The following is a 15,971-nucleotide window of genomic DNA, read 5'->3' as shown; positions in this document are numbered from 1 at the left end:
TCGATTGTCGAACCATCACCTAGCAGCCACAGCGCGCCCATGGCCGGATCGGTCGTCGGTGTGGCCTCGTGGCCGCACCTGAACCGGGACCCGGTCTACCGCATCTTCAAGGCCGAGAGCCTCAACCGGCTGCCGCCCTCCGAGAAGGCCCTGAAGTAGCCCCCGAAATGACCGGACAGGGGCTCACGCTTATGGAAGTGTGTGCCTATGACCGACCGTATGGTGAGTTCTAACGACCCGCCCCGCGCCGAACGCGTCGAGGTGATCACCTCGGTCCAGCACCGGCGGCACTGGACCAAGGTGATCACCTCGGTCCAGCACCGGCGGCACTGGACCACGCAGGAGAAGGTGCGCCTCGTCGAGGAGACCTATCTGCCCGGCCAGTCCGTCTCGCTCGTTGCCCGCCGCCACGGGCTGAACGCCAATCAGCTGTTCACGTGGCGTCAGCTGATGGAGCGCGGCGCGTTCACGGCCGCCGGGGCCGGTGAAGAGGTGGTGCCAGCCTCCGAGCTTCGCGCCGCCTGAGCCACAGATCCGCGAGCTGCAGCGGCTCCCGGGCAAGAAGACGCTCGAGACCGAGATCCTGCGCGAGGCGATGGAGCGGGTCGCCGCCCCCAAAAAGTTGCCCTCGCGCGTGACCTCGTGGCCGGGGGATGGCCGGTGAGCGCTGTGGCCGCAGCTTTAAGCATGTCGCGCCCGCACCTCGCCTCGTCCAGGCAGGCCTCTCCCGCCCGGAAGCCCATGGGCCGGCGCGGCCGTCCGCCCGCACCCGACGCTGAGCTACTGGCCACAATCCAGGCGCTCATCGCGGATCTGCCGACCTACGGCTATCGGCGCGTCCATGCCCTTCTGCGCCGGCAGGCCGAGCGGGACGGTCGGCCTGCACCGAACGTGAAGCGGGTCTACCGGGTCATGAAGGTCCACGGCCTCCTGCTGCAGCGACATGCGGGGGGAGCCGAGACGCGCCGTCACGAGGGCAAGGTGGCGGTGGTCGCGCGCAACACGCGCTGGTGCTCTGACGGGCTGGAGATCGCGGCGGAGAACGGCGAGCGGGTGCGGGTCGCCTTCGCGCTCGACTGCTGCGATCGGGAAGCGATGAGCTACGTGGCGACCACGGCGGGCATCACGGGCGAAGACGTCCGCGACCTGATGGTGGCGGCCGTCGAGCATCGCTTCGGGCCAGTCAATCAGTTGCCGAGCCTGATCGAATGGCTGACCGATAACGGTAGCTGCTACGTGACCCGCGATACCCGCTGCTTCGCCCGCGAGCTCGGTCTGATACTAAAGACGCCGCCGCTGGAGAGCCCGCAGAGCAACGGCATGGCCGAGGCGTTCGTGCGAACCTTGAAACGCGACTACGTGCGTGTCTCGGTCCTGCCGGATGCCGAAAGCGTGCTGCGCCAGCTTCCCGTTTGGCTGGCGCACTATAACAACCTTCATCCTCATCGCGCGCTCGGCTACCGCTCGCCGCGCGAGTTCATCGCCCGATCAACCCAGGAGACCCTGTCCGGTCTTTAGGGGGCAACAACAGTCTCAATCTCATCAAACGCGCCCTTCGCATCGTAACAGACGCCAAGGAGGTCTCCCATCCAGACATTCCACCCCAAAGTCCGCCTTATTGACGGACGCTGCCTGACCTCTGCACCTGACCGGCTCATAGCCTCCACAAACGTGCGAGCGCCCCCGAGGCCGTTCTTTTTCGGTTATACGACTTCGAGGGCACACACCGGAAGTTCCATGGCCCACACCGGCTACGATCCCACCCTGGTCGCGCTCTCCATTGCCATCGCGGTGTTCGCCTCCTACACCGCGCTCGACCTCGGCGACCGCGTCCGCGGAGCTGGCCGCGCCATGCGCCGGGCCTGGGTGGCGGCGGCCGCGCTCGCGATGGGCGGCGGCATCTGGGCGATGCACTTCGTCGGCATGCTCGCCTTCGAGATGGGCATGCCGGCCGCCTACGACCTCGGCACCACGCTCGCGTCGCTGCTGATCGCCGTCGGCGCCACCGGGGCCGCCTTCGCTTGGGTCAGCCGCACTGGGGCCGGGCCGCGCGACGTGCTCGTGAGCGGGCCGCTCATGGGCCTCGGCGTCGCCGGGATGCACTACACCGGCATGGCCGCGATGCGCATGCCGGCCAACCTCGCCTACAGCCTGCCGGTGGTCGCCGCGTCCGTCGCCCTCGCGGCCGTCGCGGCCACAGTCGCGCTCTGGCTGACCTTCCGGCAGAACAGCGTCTGGCAGAAGCTCGTTGCAGCTGCGGTCATGGGCCTGGCCGTCGCCGGGATGCACTACACCGGCATGGCGGCGGCGACCTTCACGGCGGAGGACGCCGGGGCCCACGCCGCCCATGTCGGCGGCGTCGGCTTCGGCCAGCAGCATCTCGCACTGTCGGTCGCCGGGGCGACGTTCGTGATCCTGTTCATGGCGGTCGTGGCCTCGTCCTTCGACCAGCAGCGGGTCCAGCGGCACCTGCACGCCAGCGAAGGCCGCTTCCGCGCAGCGGCCGAGGCGGTCGGCGACATCATCTGGACGGCGGACGCACGCGGCGCAATGGTGGGTCCGCAACCGTACTGGCAGGCCTACACGGGCCAGTCCGAGGCCGAGTGCCAGGGCATCGGGTGGACGAGGGTCGTGCACCCCGACGACGTCGCGGCGACGAAGGCCGCGTGGCGGCAGGCCGTCGCCGTGGATTGCGGCTATGAGCTCCAGCATCGCATCCGGAACCGGGACGGGGCCTACCGGCTGTTTGCCGTGAAGGTTCGACCGGTGCGCAATCCCGACGGGACGATCCGCGAGTGGGTCGGAGTGCACGAGGACATCACCGAGCGCGAGGCGTTCGAGACCGCGCTGAAGGAGGCCCGGGACGCCGCCGAGGAGCACAGTCGGGCCAAGAGCCGCTTCCTCGCCAACATGAGCCACGAGCTGCGCACGCCGCTGTCGGCGGTGATCGGCTACGCGGAGATGCTGGAGGAGGAGGCGGAGGAGCTTGGCCAGGAGAGCCTGCTCAAGGACCTCGGTAAGATCAAGTCGAACGCCCAGCACCTGCTCGGGCTGATCAACGACGTGCTCGACCTGTCGAAGGTCGAGGCCGAGAAGATGGACCTCTATCCCGAGGACATCGACGTCGCTGCCTTCGCCTCCGACGCGGCCGGCACCGTCGACGCCCTGGTCCGGAAGAAGGGGAACACCCTCGTCCTCACCGTGGCGGGGGACGTGGGCCAGGCGCGCACCGACGCGGTGAAGCTGCGGCAGTGCCTGTTCAACCTGCTCTCGAACGCGGCCAAGTTCACCGAGGGCGGGACCATTACCCTCCGGGTCGCACGTGAGACGGACCCGGTCGGTGACTGGCTCCGCTTCACGGTCGAAGACACCGGGATCGGCATGAGTCCCGAGCAGGTCGGGCGCCTGTTCGAACGCTTCACCCAGGCCGACGAGACCACCACGCGCAAGTTCGGCGGCACCGGGCTCGGGCTCGCGCTCAGCCGCGCCTTCGCCCAGCTCCTCGGCGGCGACATCACAGTCGCGAGCGTCGAGGGCCGGGGCACGTGCTTCACGCTGCGCGTGCCGGCTTCGGCTCCGGACCGGACCGTCGCGGAGGCCGCACCCGAGAACCAAGCGTCCTCGGACGACCTCGTGCTCGTCATCGACGACGAGGCGTCCCAGCGCGAGTTGATGACACGGTTCCTTGAACGGCAGCGCTTCGCCGTTCGCACGGCGGGCGCCGGGCGCACCGGGCTCGACCTGGCGCGGTCGCTCAAGCCTCGCGCCATCCTGCTCGACGTGATGATGCCGGACATGGATGGCTGGTCGGTGCTCGCCGCCCTCAAGTCCGATCCGGTGACCGCGAATATCCCCGTGATCATGGTCAGCTTCGTCGCGGACGCGGCGCTCAGTGCCTCGCTCGGGGCTGCCGAGGCTGTGCCCAAGCCCGTGGACTGGACGCGCCTCAGGGCGATCCTGAATCGGTTCCGGGTCGAAGACGGTGACGTGCTCGTGGTCGACGACGACGCCGACATGCGCCACCGCCTCCGGACGGTTCTGGAGCGCAACGGCTGGGCCGTCCGCGAGGCCGGGAACGGCTGCGAGGCGCTCGACCAGGTCAAGCTGGGCGTGCCGCGCCTCGTCCTGCTCGACCTGACGATGCCGGTGATGGACGGGTTCGCGTTCCTGGACCGGCTGCGTGGGCTGCCCGGCAGCGCGGACGTTCCCGTGGTGGTGCTCAGCGCCCGTGACGTCACGGCCGAGGAGTGCGATCGGCTGTCCGGAGCGGACCGCGTCCTGCGCAAGGGCGACGCCAGCCTCCAGGACATAGCAATGGAGTTGCGCAAGCTCGACAGCCGCCAGCTCGACGGCGGTAATGCGAACGGCGTCGGGGAAGAGCCCAGAGCTTCCGAGGTGGCTCTGGACGGGCCTCCCATGGGGCGACAAAGCCCATGACTCTGATCCAGAATGCGGTTTGGACGCCGATCGGCGTAACCGGAGCAGATTGTCGGGCGGTCAGGCTGTTGCGGTCTGCCTGACGAGATCCGGTAGGGACGGGATCGCGGCGTCTGAGATCCCAACGCTGTCGCCGATATAGCGGAAGAACGGGATCCCAAGCTTGGCGCAGATTTTCATCAGGCCAAGGATAACATCACAAAAACCCGCTCCGTCGCCTGCTTGGTGAACAAGATGGGCCAGGGAAGCAGGTTCATGTTAAGCCGCGTTGCAGGCCGTCCGCTCTTCCGAGTGCGCTTTGTTGCGGGAGTCGTGTGGGCTCGGTGACGTTGCCCCTGTCACGAGGCGACAAGTTTCAGGAGTAAGATGTGCAGATCAATACGCGCAAGTTGGGCTTACAGGGGCTCGAGGTCTCAGCCCTCGGCCTCGGCTGCATGGGAATGTCGGAATTCTATAGCGGTCGCGATGAGGCTGAGGCGATCGCGACCATCCACCGCGCGCTCGAGCTCGGCGTCACATTCCTTGACACCGCCGACATGTACGGTCCCTTTACCAACGAAGTTCTGGTCGGCAAGGCAATAGCCGACCGCCGCGACCAGGTCGTGCTTGCGACCAAGTTCGCGAACGTCCGCGGCGAGAACGGCGAATATCTCGGCATTCGCGGCGACGCGGAATACGTGCGCCAAGCCTGTGACGCATCACTGAAGCGCCTCGGGGTCAATCACATCGACCTCTATTACCAGCACCGGGTCGACCCGAGCACGCCGATCGAGGAGACGGTGGGAGCCATGGCCGAGCTGGTGAAGGCCGGGAAGGTCCGCTACCTCGGTCTGTCGGAGGCGGCGCCCGAAACCATCCGCCGCGCCCATGCCGTCCACCCGATCTCGGCGCTCCAGACCGAATATTCGCTCTGGAGCCGCGAGCCGGAGGAAGAGATCCTGCCGACGGTGCGCGCACTCGGCATCGGCTATGTCGCCTACAGCCCGCTTGGACGTGGTTTTCTCACCGGGCAGATCCGCCGCATCGAGGATCTCGCCGAGGACGACTACCGCCGGAACGCGCCGCGGTTCCAGGGAGCGAACTTCCAGAAGAACCTCGATCTGGTGGCCGAGATCGAGACGATGGCGCGCGAGAAGGGCTGCACGCCTGCCCAACTGGCGCTCGCGTGGCTTCTGGCCCAGGGAGGGGACATCCTTCCGATCCCGGGAACCAAGAAGCGCGCGCGGCTTGAGGAGAACGTGGGGGCGATGGACGTGCGGATCACGGCTGAGGATCGCGCCCGCATCGACCGCATCCTGCCGCCTGGTGCTGCCGCGGGGACACGCTATGCCGCACCTCAGATGCAGGCGCTGAACCGGTGAGCACCGGGGCGCTCGAGGGCCATGTCGCTTGGGCGTTGCCGATTGTGGACCTTGCCAAACAGCCGAGGTTTGAATGATTAGAAGCGCTATAAATATCTTGAGCGCTTTTTGTCCTGCAATCTACTATTGGCCTCGCTTTCCCCTGCAGACCAGGCGCAGCTTCAGCCCCGACCCACACCGAAGGTCGACGGCATCTTCAAAATCGTCCTAAGCTGTGATTATGACCCATGTTATTGAGCCACGCACGATTGGGAGTGGCGAGCGGCTCAGTGTGCTGGAGCCTTGCATGTCGCGGATGGGTCGAAAGCCTGTGGTGCTGCTCGCGGAGAGCGATGCCGTCATCGGGATGGACCTGAGCGACGCCTTGGACCGAGCGGGCTATTGCGTGCTCGGTCCCGCAGACACGGCCGCTGAGGCGCTGCGCCTGCTCGGGCAGGAGAAGCCAACCCTGGCCGTCATCGACAGCGTCCTGAAGGATGGCCGCTGCACCGAACTGGCCCATACTCTGCACCGCCTCAACGTGCCGTTCCTCGTCCACTCGGACCGCTGGCAGGAACAGCGGCTGGCCGACGACTTCCATGGCGCCTCCTGGCTCAGCAAGCCGGCTCTGTCCGCCGACGTGGTGATCAGCCTGAACGACCTCGCCGGGCTGGCCACTGCGCCAGCGACCGCGGTACGCCGCCCTAAGTTCGACGCGACGGACAATCCGCTGATCCGTAAGTTGGAGGACTTCACGGCCCTGTCAGACGCGGACCGGGCCGTGCTGGCACGCATCAGCGCGGAGACACGGCTCGTAGCGGCCGGTACCGACCTCGTGCGCGAGGGCGACAAGCCCGAAGGCGTGTTCCTAGTGATGGCAGGCCTAGTCTGCCGCCACAAGCTGCGGGCCAACGGCGCGCGCCAGATCATGGCCTACTTGGTGCCGGGCGACCTGTGCGATCTCGACGTCGCGCTGCTGAGCCGGATGGACCACACCATTAGCACGCTCTCCAGCTGCAGGGTGGTGCGCCTCGATCCCGAGATGGTGGCTGACCTGCTGGTCAACCACCCGCGAATCGCGCGAGGGTTGCGCATGGCCCAGCTCGTCGACGAGGCGACCTTACGTGAGTGGCTGGTCAACGTCGGTCGTCGCTCGGCCCCGGAGCGGCTGGCGCACCTGTTCTGCGAGCTGCTTCTGCGTCTGCAGGCGGTCGGATGCGCCTCGGAGGACGCCTACGCGCTGGCGGTCACACAGGTGGACCTAGCCGACACCGCTGGCCTCACGTCCGTGCATGTGAACCGCTCGCTCCGGGAACTCAGGCGGCAGGGTCTGATTGAGCTGAGGAGGGGGTGGGTGAGGATCCTCGACCTGCCGCGCCTGCAGGCGCTGGCGGAGTTTCGGTCCGACTACCTGCACCTGGGAGACCAAGCTGCCGCATGAGCCTGGGGCTTGTTGCAAACCCAGACGACCCGTCCTTCACGAGTCGTCAGCTATACCCGCTCAGCTTGACGCCTTCGTCTCGGAGCCGGCCCATGATCCTCAACGCGCTTGCCCTCAAGCTGAAGCGAGAGGCCGGCGGTGACTTTGAGGGCGCCGCCAAGCGGTTCTTCCGCAAGATGCTCTCCGCCGAGCCGCTGCTCGCCCCAGATCAGATCGGCACCGATGGCGCCGGGGCCCGTACCCGCCAGCCATCGCCGAGAGCCGCAAGGCAGGTCTGCTGCCACGAGCGCCAGCCCACTACGTCACCAACCACCTACAGCAAGGGATTGAGAGCAACCACTTCCGGGTGAAGCCGACGATGCCGCGGGTAGGCGGCTTCCGCTCGTTCCATACGGCCCGGCGCACGATCTGCGGCTTCGAGGCGATGCCGTGGCTGTGCAAAGGCTTCGAGTTGGCCGGCGCGTCGACCGTGCGCGAGCAGAACCAGCTGATGGCCTGTTGCTTCGGACTTACCGCCGCGAACAAAACATGAAAGCGGGACAGTAGACGCCCTTCTGCGGCTTGTGTCCGGGTTTGCGACAAGCCCTGCCGGATCACGCACTCATGATGCGCTGAGCGATAGCTGTGTGAGCCCCATCGCCCTCCTTGGCTTCATCGAGTGACGCCTGCATCGCGCGCGCCGTCTCGTTCATCCCGAGATGGCTAGCGTAAGTGCGGATCGTACCGAAGGCGGCGATCCAGTAGTGAAGCGCGAGTTGACCGTTCGCAATGATGCCCAGGTCGCGCGAGGTGTCATCGGGCGCCTGCCGCCGGATCATCCGGCTAACCTCGTACATGCCCTCCAATACTGGGTTCTTCGCCTCGCCGCTGGCGTCCCCGACCTCCTGCAGAGCCTGCTCGATGCGCTGCGCCCAGCTCTGTGAGACCTTATTTCCGGCCTCCAATGCAGCCTTGAGCTCGGGGTGACGCGCATCTTGTCGGATCTCGGCGGTCGCCTGTGCAGCGACCTCACTCCCGGCTTTCATCGCGGTCAGACCCTGCGCCACGAGTGTCTTCAGAGCGCCGTTTTCCATAATGGTTTTCCTACGTCGCGAACCCGGACTGTCCGGGCTCACTGAAGCAACCGCGAGATGGACGGCCAAGTTTTTGATGCGGGCGGCCTGCGACCTGCGGCAGAGTCGCCCACTTGGCGGCGTCGAGATCACGGTTTGCGGTGAGCAGGAAGTCAACCGCCTCGCCGTGCTTGTCGACGGCCCGATAGTAGCGCCACCGCCACAGACCTTGATGTATGTTCCATCTACGCGCGCGGACCCGCAATGCGGCCTGCGGAATTGGCGCAGGCAACGCTCGACGGCCGACGTGTAGGTCATCACCCAACGATTGATGGTCGACTGATCGACCGTGAGGCCGCGCTCCAGAAGCATCTCCTCGATGTCGCGGCAGCTCAGTGCGTAGCGCAGGTACCAGAAGACCGCTTGGACGATCAGCTTCGCCTCGATTTGCCGACCGCTGAAGTCTCCGCGGGGCTGCTACATCAGCTTTAGGGCGAGGACGTTCAGGATCATGGACCGGCTCTGAGGCGAACTAGCAAGCTCGGCGGCTATGGCTAACGACCCGTTAACCTCACGCATTCGCGTTTGCGACAGGTCCCTTTGAACTGCGTCCGAGGCAGTCGACGGCCGGTCCACGCGAGAAGGAGATACGCGGACCGGCCGTCTCTCGCGCGGCTGAGGGGGCAAGACCGCGCGATCCGGTAGGCAGCGGGTTCAGTGTGCTTCGATGGGTCCCGACGACCGCTGCGGCTTCTTCAGAATGGCCACAACCGCTAGGCTGAGGACCAGGCTCACGCCGACGAGGTAGAACCCATCCGCGTAAGCCATGACGTTGGCCTCGCGGCGAACCTGTTGCGCGAGCATGCCCAGAGCCGCCCCCTTGGCGGCGAGCGGGTCGGCGATGCGGGCGTGCATCCCAGCCGCCAGAGCCGCGAGCCGGTCCTGGGTGCGGGTCGCGTTGACGGTGATCGCCTCGGCGAGCACCGAGAAGTGCATGTGTTCGCGCCTGTCGATCATGGTCGACAGCATGGCGATGCCGATCGAGCCGCCGAGGTTGCGCATCATGTTCGACAGGGCGGAGGCGTCCGCGGTGTCGCGCGGGGCGAGGCCGACGGTGGAGAGCTGCGACAGCGGGATGGTGAAGAGCGGCTGGCCGATGGCCCGCATCAGCTGCGGCAGGATCAGCTGGTCGGCGCCGACATCGTGGGTCAGGCCGACGTTGATCCAGCAGCTCGCGATGAAGAACAGCGTGCCGGTGACCACCAGCACCCGGGCGTCGATGGTCCGCATCAGCAGCGGCATCATCGGGAACAGGACGAGCTGCGGCAGGCCCGACCACATCACCACGTAGCCGATCTGCTGGGCGTTGTAGCCCTGGATCTGCGCGCAGTAGACCGGGATGATGTAGATCGACCCGAACGAGACCGCGCCCAGCACGGTCATCAGCACGCAGGCGCCCCCGACCGAGCGGTTGGCCAGGACCCGCAGGTTGATGAACGGGCGCTCCGTCGTGAGCTCACGGACGATGAACCCGGTGATGCCGGCCGCCGCCAGCAGCGACATGTTCACGATGATCTGCGAGCCGAACCAGTCCTTGCGCTGGCCCTCCTCCAGCACGTAGGTCAGGGCCGGCAGGCCGGTCGCCATCAGGCCGATGCCGATCCAGTCGCCCTTGAGCAACTCGCCCCAGCGGGCCGGGACGCTGTCGAAGGCGTCGAGCTGGATCGCCGCCGCGATCGGACCGAAGATCAGGTTCAGGTAGAAGATGTAGTGCCAGGACAGGTTGTCGGTGAGCCAGCCGCCGACCGTCGGGCCGATGGCGGGCGCGAAGGTCGCGGTCAGGCCGAACAGCGCGATGCCGATGGGCTGCTGCGCCTTCGAGAGCCGGGTGCGCACGATGACGATGGCGGTGGGGATCAGCACGCCGCCGGTGAAGCCCTGGCCCGCCCGGAACAGGATCATCTGGCTCAAGGACGTCGAGAGCGCGCAGGCCAGCGAGAAGGCGGTGAACAGCATGGTGTTCACCGCGAGGTAGCGGCGCAGGCCGATCACCGAGGACAGCCAGCCGGTGAGCGGGATCACGATGATCTCGGCCATCAGGTAGGCGGTGGAGATCCAGCTCCCCTCCTCGGTGGAGGCGCCGAGCGCCCCCTGGATGTCGGCGAGCGAGGCGTTGGTGATCTGGATGTCGAGGATTGCCGTGAAGGCGCCGAGGATCGCGCCGAACACGGCGAGCCAGTCCCGGGCGCTCGCCTTCGCCTCGGGCGCCAGGGCCGTCGCGCTCATCGCGGCAGGGCCTCGCTCACCAGGGCCGGGCGCGACCTGCCCTCCCGAGGCTCGACCGGCTCGATCGGGTCCTGGGTATGCACCGTCGCCTCGACCGAGAGGCCCGGACGCAGCCGACCGAGTAGCGGATCCCGATCATCCAGGGCGATACGGACCGGCACGCGCTGCACGACCTTGGTGAAGTTGCCGGTGGCGTTCTCGGGGGGCAGGAGCGCGAACTGCGAGCCGGTGCCGGGTGAGAAGCTATCAACACGCCCCTCGAACTCGTGCGCGCCCAGAGCATCGACCGTGAAGGTGACGTGCTGCCCCTCGACCATTTGCCCGGTCTGGGTCTCCTTGAAGTTCGCTACGAGGTAGATGTCGCGGCCCATTGGCACCACGGTGAGCAGGCCCGTGCCCGCCGAGACGAACTGGCCGACCCGCAGCGAGCGGTCGCCGACCATGCCATCGGTGGGCGCCGTGATGGTTGTGTAGGTTAGGTTGAGCCGAGCCTGCTCCACTTTCGCCTGTGCGGCCTCCAGGCTCGCCCGGGCACTGCCCTCCAGCGCCTTCAGACTGTCGACCTGCTTTCTGGCTGCCTCGAGGGAGGCAACGGACTTGTCGTGCGCCGCTCGCTTCTGGCGCAGGTCGGAATCCGCTTGTTGCTGGCGCTGCGCCGTGCCGGAGCCAGTCTGTAGCAGGTTCTGGTAGCGGGTGTATTCCTTGCCGGCGAAATCGAGCGCCGCATCGGTATTCTCGACCTCGGCCCTCGCAGATTGGACCTGAGCCTGCTGCTGCAGGATGGCGGCGGCGGTGCCGAGAAGCTGGGCCCGGTTCTTCCCGACCTCGGCCTCGGCCTGCTTGAGCATGACCCGATACTCGCGGTCGTCGAGGCGGGCGATGACATCGCCCGCCTTCACCGGCTGGTTGTCGCCGACCAGCACCTCGGCGACGTGGCCGGCGATGCGTGGAGCGACCGTGACCTTGTCCGCCTGCAGGTAGGCGTCCTCGGTGGTCTCCAGGAAACGCCCCACCGTCCACCAGTGCCAACCGTAGCTGCCGCCGCCGCCGAGCACAGCGAGGAGGGCGACCGACAAGATGGTGCGACCCTTCCTGCGCCTGCGCGTAGGAAGCTGCAAGGAGGCTGCTGTCGACGCAGGCGGGGGCGCCACGTCCCAGGAAGCGGGTGCAGCGGCCGGTCGGGAGAGGTCGCTAGGTCGAGCGTCCATGTCCATAGCTAATTTCAAAACGATACGGTAGGGTATGGATACATGAGGGTCGCGGCCAAGGCAATGAGGCACAAGATGGAGGCGGTGGCGGAGCGGGACGCGGCGCCGAAGCGCGGCACCGGTGGGCGTCCGACGCGCGAGGAGGCCGCGCGGCGTGAGGCACGCATTGTCGAGGTCGCCACGCAACTGTTTATCGAGCGTGGTTTCGATGCGACTTCCATCGACGCGGTTGCCCAGGCCGCCGGCGTGAGCAAGCCGACGCTTTACGCCCGGTATGACGACAAGCGCGCGTTGTTCGAGGCGGTGCTGAAGGAGCGCATCCGGGGGTGGCTCGGATCGCTATCGACAGCGGCCGAGGTGCAGGCCTTGCAGGCGGAGCCCCGCGACGCCGGGACAGTGCTGGACGAGTTGAGCCGCACCTTGCTCGCCCGCGCGCAGGCACCAGGGGCATCCAGGTTGACGCGCTGCATCACCGCTCAAGCTCTGCAGTTCCCCGACTTAGCGACGCTTGCCTACGAGGAGGGTTGGCTGCGCGGTGTGCGCGCCGTAACGCGTCTTCTGGAAGTCCTGGACTCCCAAGGGCAGATAGTGATCGACGACGCGGAGGTCGCCGCCGACCTGTTCCTCAACCTTGTTCTCGGTCACAGTTCTCGCTTGGCTCTCTACGGTATCGAGGTTGACCCGGAGGCGCAGGAGCGCCGCCGCCGCGCCGCCATCGTGCTTTTCCTCGCCGGCGTCCGTCCAACCTCTCGTTGAGCAGGATGTCGTCGGTTTACGATGCGGCGGTCCGCAACGCCGTTCGGCATCAGCTCACTAAGGTGCTGACGGCCGCCCGTGCCGCGATCGAGGGGGCAGAGCAAGAACACCTCAACGCGGGCGGGTGAGCGGCGTTCGTCCGCAGCGCCTTCGCCGAACCGTCCCCCCGACACAAGTCTGCGACGCGCATCAGGTCTGATGAGCTATGCGAGGGATTGGGTGCCGACGGGGTATGAGGACGGCGTATCGGGGTGGCTGTCGAGCCTGCCAGAACCTCTCATCGAGAGCGATATGACTACGGAGGCACCCATCAACGTCGTCCGGCTTCGTCAGCCCGAGGACATCGAGGATGCCCTGACCGAGGTGCTGAGCGCCGGTGCAGGCCGCCTGCTCTCCAGGCTGTCGAGATGTAGGCCGAGGCCTTTTTGGGCGCGATGCAGGATTTGCGGCCGCCGCGGACGGACGGGCCCGGCTCGTGCAGCACGGCCATGGCCTGGCGGGGACGATCCAGACCGGCATCGGCGCGGTACCGGTGACACACGTTCGCATCCGGGACCGTGGTGCGACGGAGCCTGCAGACCGGATCCGGTTCACCTCGACGCTTCTGCCGAAGTGGGCGCGACGCACCCGCAGCCTGGATGCGCTGCTGCCGATCCTGTACCTACTACGCCGCGTGTCGACCGGCGACTTCCATGAAGCGCTGGCCGAGCTGCTGGGGTGGAATGCTCCGAACTTATTGTTAGCCGCCATCAGCCAACTGACGGCAGTCTGTGCGGACGAGTATGCGCGTCGGCAGGGGGCTGCAAGATTCGGTGTTGGAAACACGCGTGTCGCGCGGTGCGACACAAGGGCTCAAAGCTCGCGCTGACGTAGCCACTCAGGGAACTCACTGGCGACGATGCGCTCGCCGGTGAGGCCGTCACTCGCCTTCGAGGCTAGGAACACGATAGGGTCGGCCATCACCGCAGGGTTGAGCAGGCCGAATTGAGCCTTGATCGTCTCTTTGTGCTCTTCCGGGATCATACCGGTCTCGGTGGCTCCGCCCGGCAACAGCATGTTGACCTGAACGTTCGCCTCGCGAAGATCCTCGGCCATGATAAGCGAGAGGGAGTCAGTGCCTGCCCGGGACGGGCCGTAGGGCACGAAGCCCTTACGACGCATGGTGGCGTGGTTCATTGTGATATTGACGATCTTGCCCCTGCCCTGTTCGAGGAACAGCACCACGAACGCCTTAGTGACCAGGAAGTAGCCGGTCAGGTTGGTGTCGATGAGGTCACGAAAACCGGCGGCGGAGACCTTGTAGAACGGCTGTGGCTCGCTGAGAAAGTCGGGATTGACCGTGCGCATGCCGATACCGGCGTTGTTGACCAGTAGATCCAAACCGCCCCAGCGTCGCCGAACTTCCTCTACCGCGGCGGCAATGGACTGTTCATCACGAACATCCATCACCCGGGCATGCGCATCTAGCTGGCGCCGCACGAGACAAGCCACAGCAGTCTCGAGCTTTTCGGCCGAGCGAGCCGTGAGTATCACCGTTGCACCTGCCTCTGCCAAGGCTTCGGCCATGGCTAGACCGAGGCCGCTCGACGCGCCAGTAATCAGAGCGCGCTTTCCCTGCAATGGGTAGCCCATGACAGCATAACTCCTTCACGTCTCACCTGAGCAGCCAATCATGGCGCCGATTGAGTGGAGTGCCCTGTACTGTGGGGCGTGCTCACTCCGGTGTTCCGGCGCCGTACGCACCGCACGCTCACCGACCTTGGGGAGAAGGGTTGGAGCTCGCTTCGTCATGGGCTCCATCTCCATAAGATCTGGAACCTCCGGGAAGCCCGGTGCGGTTCCGTTATGGCGTAAGCGGATTGGCGTGCGTGATATCGGACGCCGGGATCGAGACTCGGGACAGGACCAGCGGGGGCGTCGGACCCGGCGGGAAGGTGGTCTCCCAGCCGCCGCCGAGCGCTTTGGACAGGGCCACGAAGTCGGTCGAGATCGCAGCTGTCGCCTGGGACAGATTGGTTTCCGCCTGGAGCACCGTCTGCGACGCCTGGAGGACGGTGGTGAAAATTTCGACGCCTTGGGTGTAGCGCGCCCGCGACAGGGCCAGCGCCTGGCGGGCATCGGCCACCTGCCTGGACAGGCGGGCCCGGCGGGCCTCGTCGCCGCGCAGGGAAGCCAGTGCGTTGACGACGTCGTGCCAGCCCTGGAGCACAGCCTTCTGGTAAGCGATGGCGGCCTCCTGCTGGCGGGCGCGCTGGAGCACCAGGTTCGACTTCAGCCGGCCGCCCTCGAACAACGGAATCGAGATCGACGGCCCGATGTTCATGTACTGCAGCGACGAGCCCCGGAAGAGCTTGCCCGGGTCGACCGAGTTCACGGTCGGGCTGCCGGTGAGCGTCACGCTCGGGAAGAACTGCGCCTCGGCGACCCCGATCTCGGCGACGGCGGCGTGCAGGTTGGCCTCCGCCCGGCGGATGTCGGGGCGGCGCAGGACTAGGCTGGACGGTACGCCGATCGGCACGCGCGGCGGCACCGGCGGGATCGCGCGGCCACCCACGAGTTCCTGGGACAGGGCGAGCGGCGGCTCGCCAAGCAAGAGGGAGATCGCGTTGATCTGCTGGATCTCCTGCTGCTGGAGTTGTGGCAACTGCGCCTTGATTGATTCCACCTGCTGGGCCGCGTTGGACGTATCGAGGCCGGTGACCAGTCCCTTCTGCTGACGGACCCGCACGACGTCGAGGATTTGCTCGTTGACCCGGATGTTGGCGAGATCGATCCGGATCAGCTCCTGGGTGCCGCGCAGCTGCACGTAGTCGCGCGCCAACTCGGCCTGACTGGAGACCAGCGCGTCGCGGCGTTGCTCCGCAGAGGCGTCCGCCTGGGCTTGGGCGGACTCGACCGAGCGGCGGACCTTGCCCCAGAGGTCGAGTTCCCACGACGCGTCGAAGCCGAGGGTGTAGCTCTCGAAGCCGTTGGTCAGCGGCGCGGTCAGGTTGCCGGCGGAAGCGCCGCCGCCGCCCAAGCCGCCGAGCGAATTGCCTAGCAGGCCAATCGTGCCGTTCTTGCTGAACTGTTGTCGGTAGGCGCTGCCCTGGCCATTGAGCGTCGGCAACCCGGCGGCGGCGGCGGTCCCGAGCTGGGCCCGGCTCTCGAACAGACGCGCGGTCGCGGTCTGCACGTCGAGGTTCTGCGACGCGATGCGGTTCTCCAGTTGGGACAGGACCGGATCCCGGAAGGCTCGCCACCACGCCACGTCAGGCTCGGCCTCGGTCGTGCGCGCCAGGAGCCGTCCCGCCTTGCGGACCGAAAGCCCGGTGTCGAGGTAGTCGCTCGACTCAGCCAGAGGCGTCGTCGGCGTGGCGAAGTCCGGCCCTACCGTGCAGCCGGAGAGGCCGAGGACGGAGGCCAGCACCGCCGCATGGATGCGGTGTTCGGGGGATCGGCGGTGCATCAT

Annotated in this window: 9 protein-coding genes and 4 pseudogenes; 7 read left to right on the top strand and 6 right to left on the bottom strand. The window is 66.8% G+C overall.

The annotated features are described in order from the left end of the window. Positions 1-264 precede the first annotated feature (264 nt). The 5 genes and pseudogenes from AKJ13_RS26630 to AKJ13_RS26610 form a co-directional block, all read left to right on the top strand. A pseudogene (locus AKJ13_RS26630) lies at positions 265-1,518 on the top strand (IS3 family transposase). A 219-nt stretch (positions 1,519-1,737) separates the two neighbouring features. Next, complete coding sequence (locus tag AKJ13_RS26625; RefSeq protein WP_082317145.1) at positions 1,738-4,437, top strand: MHYT domain-containing protein; 2,700 nt, start codon at positions 1,738-1,740, stop codon at positions 4,435-4,437. A gap of 374 nt (positions 4,438-4,811) precedes the next feature. Continuing rightward, positions 4,812-5,798, top strand: coding sequence for an aldo/keto reductase (locus tag AKJ13_RS26620; RefSeq protein ID WP_050736040.1), 987 nt, complete (start codon positions 4,812-4,814; stop codon positions 5,796-5,798). Positions 5,799-6,084: 286 nt separating this feature from the next. Next, entirely contained in the window at positions 6,085-7,218 is a 1,134-nt protein-coding gene (locus AKJ13_RS26615; protein WP_050736027.1) for a helix-turn-helix domain-containing protein, read from the top strand. 152 nt (positions 7,219-7,370) lie between these two features. Continuing rightward, positions 7,371-7,750, top strand: a pseudogene (locus AKJ13_RS26610) (DDE-type integrase/transposase/recombinase); the annotation flags it as partial. 61 nt (positions 7,751-7,811) lie between these two features. On the opposite strand, the gene AKJ13_RS26605 reads toward AKJ13_RS26610, so the two are convergent. The 4 genes and pseudogenes from AKJ13_RS26605 to AKJ13_RS26595 all read right to left on the bottom strand — a co-directional run bounded on the left by AKJ13_RS26605 (position 7,812) and on the right by AKJ13_RS26595 (position 11,632). Next, positions 7,812-8,243, bottom strand: a complete 432-nt coding sequence (locus tag AKJ13_RS26605) for a DUF892 family protein (RefSeq protein WP_244471749.1) — start codon at positions 8,241-8,243, stop codon at positions 7,812-7,814. A 160-nt stretch (positions 8,244-8,403) separates the two neighbouring features. Continuing rightward, positions 8,404-8,783, bottom strand: a pseudogene (locus AKJ13_RS30905) (IS6 family transposase); the annotation flags it as partial. Between the two features lie 201 nt (positions 8,784-8,984). Continuing rightward, positions 8,985-10,556, bottom strand: a complete 1,572-nt coding sequence (locus AKJ13_RS26600) for a DHA2 family efflux MFS transporter permease subunit (RefSeq protein WP_050736025.1) — start codon at positions 10,554-10,556, stop codon at positions 8,985-8,987. Next, positions 10,553-11,632, bottom strand: a complete 1,080-nt coding sequence (locus AKJ13_RS26595) for an HlyD family secretion protein (protein ID WP_244471748.1) — start codon at positions 11,630-11,632, stop codon at positions 10,553-10,555. The genes AKJ13_RS26600 and AKJ13_RS26595 overlap by 4 nt, the downstream gene beginning before the upstream one ends. Positions 11,633-11,806: 174 nt before the next feature. Between AKJ13_RS26595 and AKJ13_RS26590 the strand changes: the two genes are divergently transcribed. Next, a complete protein-coding gene (locus tag AKJ13_RS26590; RefSeq protein ID WP_244471747.1) occupies positions 11,807-12,520 on the top strand; it encodes a TetR/AcrR family transcriptional regulator in 714 nt (237 codons plus the stop codon). Positions 12,521-12,771: 251 nt separating this feature from the next. Further along, positions 12,772-13,319: pseudogene (locus AKJ13_RS30900) on the top strand (IS256 family transposase); the annotation flags it as partial. A 53-nt stretch (positions 13,320-13,372) separates the two neighbouring features. On the opposite strand, the gene AKJ13_RS26585 reads toward AKJ13_RS30900, so the two are convergent. Then, the gene (locus AKJ13_RS26585) at positions 13,373-14,152 is read right to left on the bottom strand and encodes an SDR family oxidoreductase (protein ID WP_050736024.1); all 780 of its coding nucleotides are present in this window, start codon (positions 14,150-14,152) and stop codon (positions 13,373-13,375) included. Positions 14,153-14,363: 211 nt separating this feature from the next. Further along, positions 14,364-15,971: an efflux transporter outer membrane subunit gene (locus tag AKJ13_RS26580; protein WP_082317144.1), complete on the bottom strand. Its 1,608-nt coding sequence runs from the start codon at positions 15,969-15,971 to the stop codon at positions 14,364-14,366.

The organism is Methylobacterium sp. ARG-1 (genome assembly GCF_001262595.1).
Lineage (GTDB): Bacteria > Pseudomonadota > Alphaproteobacteria > Rhizobiales > Beijerinckiaceae > Methylobacterium > Methylobacterium brachiatum.
This window is presented reverse-complemented; position numbering and strand designations above follow the sequence as displayed.

What these genes read in the sequence shown, in the direction of transcription:
- AKJ13_RS26605 (WP_244471749.1), bottom strand. Translation starts at nt 8,243, where the DNA reads ATGAAAGCCGGGAGTGAGGTCGCTGCACAGGCGACCGCCGAGATCCGA.
- AKJ13_RS26600 (WP_050736025.1), bottom strand. Translation starts at nt 10,556, where the DNA reads ATGAGCGCGACGGCCCTGGCGCCCGAGGCGAAGGCGAGCGCCCGGGAC.
- AKJ13_RS26615 (WP_050736027.1), top strand. Translation starts at nt 6,085, where the DNA reads ATGTCGCGGATGGGTCGAAAGCCTGTGGTGCTGCTCGCGGAGAGCGAT.
- AKJ13_RS26585 (WP_050736024.1), bottom strand. Translation starts at nt 14,152, where the DNA reads ATGGGCTACCCATTGCAGGGAAAGCGCGCTCTGATTACTGGCGCGTCG.
- AKJ13_RS26590 (WP_244471747.1), top strand. Translation starts at nt 11,807, where the DNA reads ATGAGGGTCGCGGCCAAGGCAATGAGGCACAAGATGGAGGCGGTGGCG.
- AKJ13_RS26580 (WP_082317144.1), bottom strand. Translation starts at nt 15,971, where the DNA reads ATGATGCACCGCCGATCCCCCGAACACCGCATCCATGCGGCGGTGCTG.
- AKJ13_RS26625 (WP_082317145.1), top strand. Translation starts at nt 1,738, where the DNA reads ATGGCCCACACCGGCTACGATCCCACCCTGGTCGCGCTCTCCATTGCC.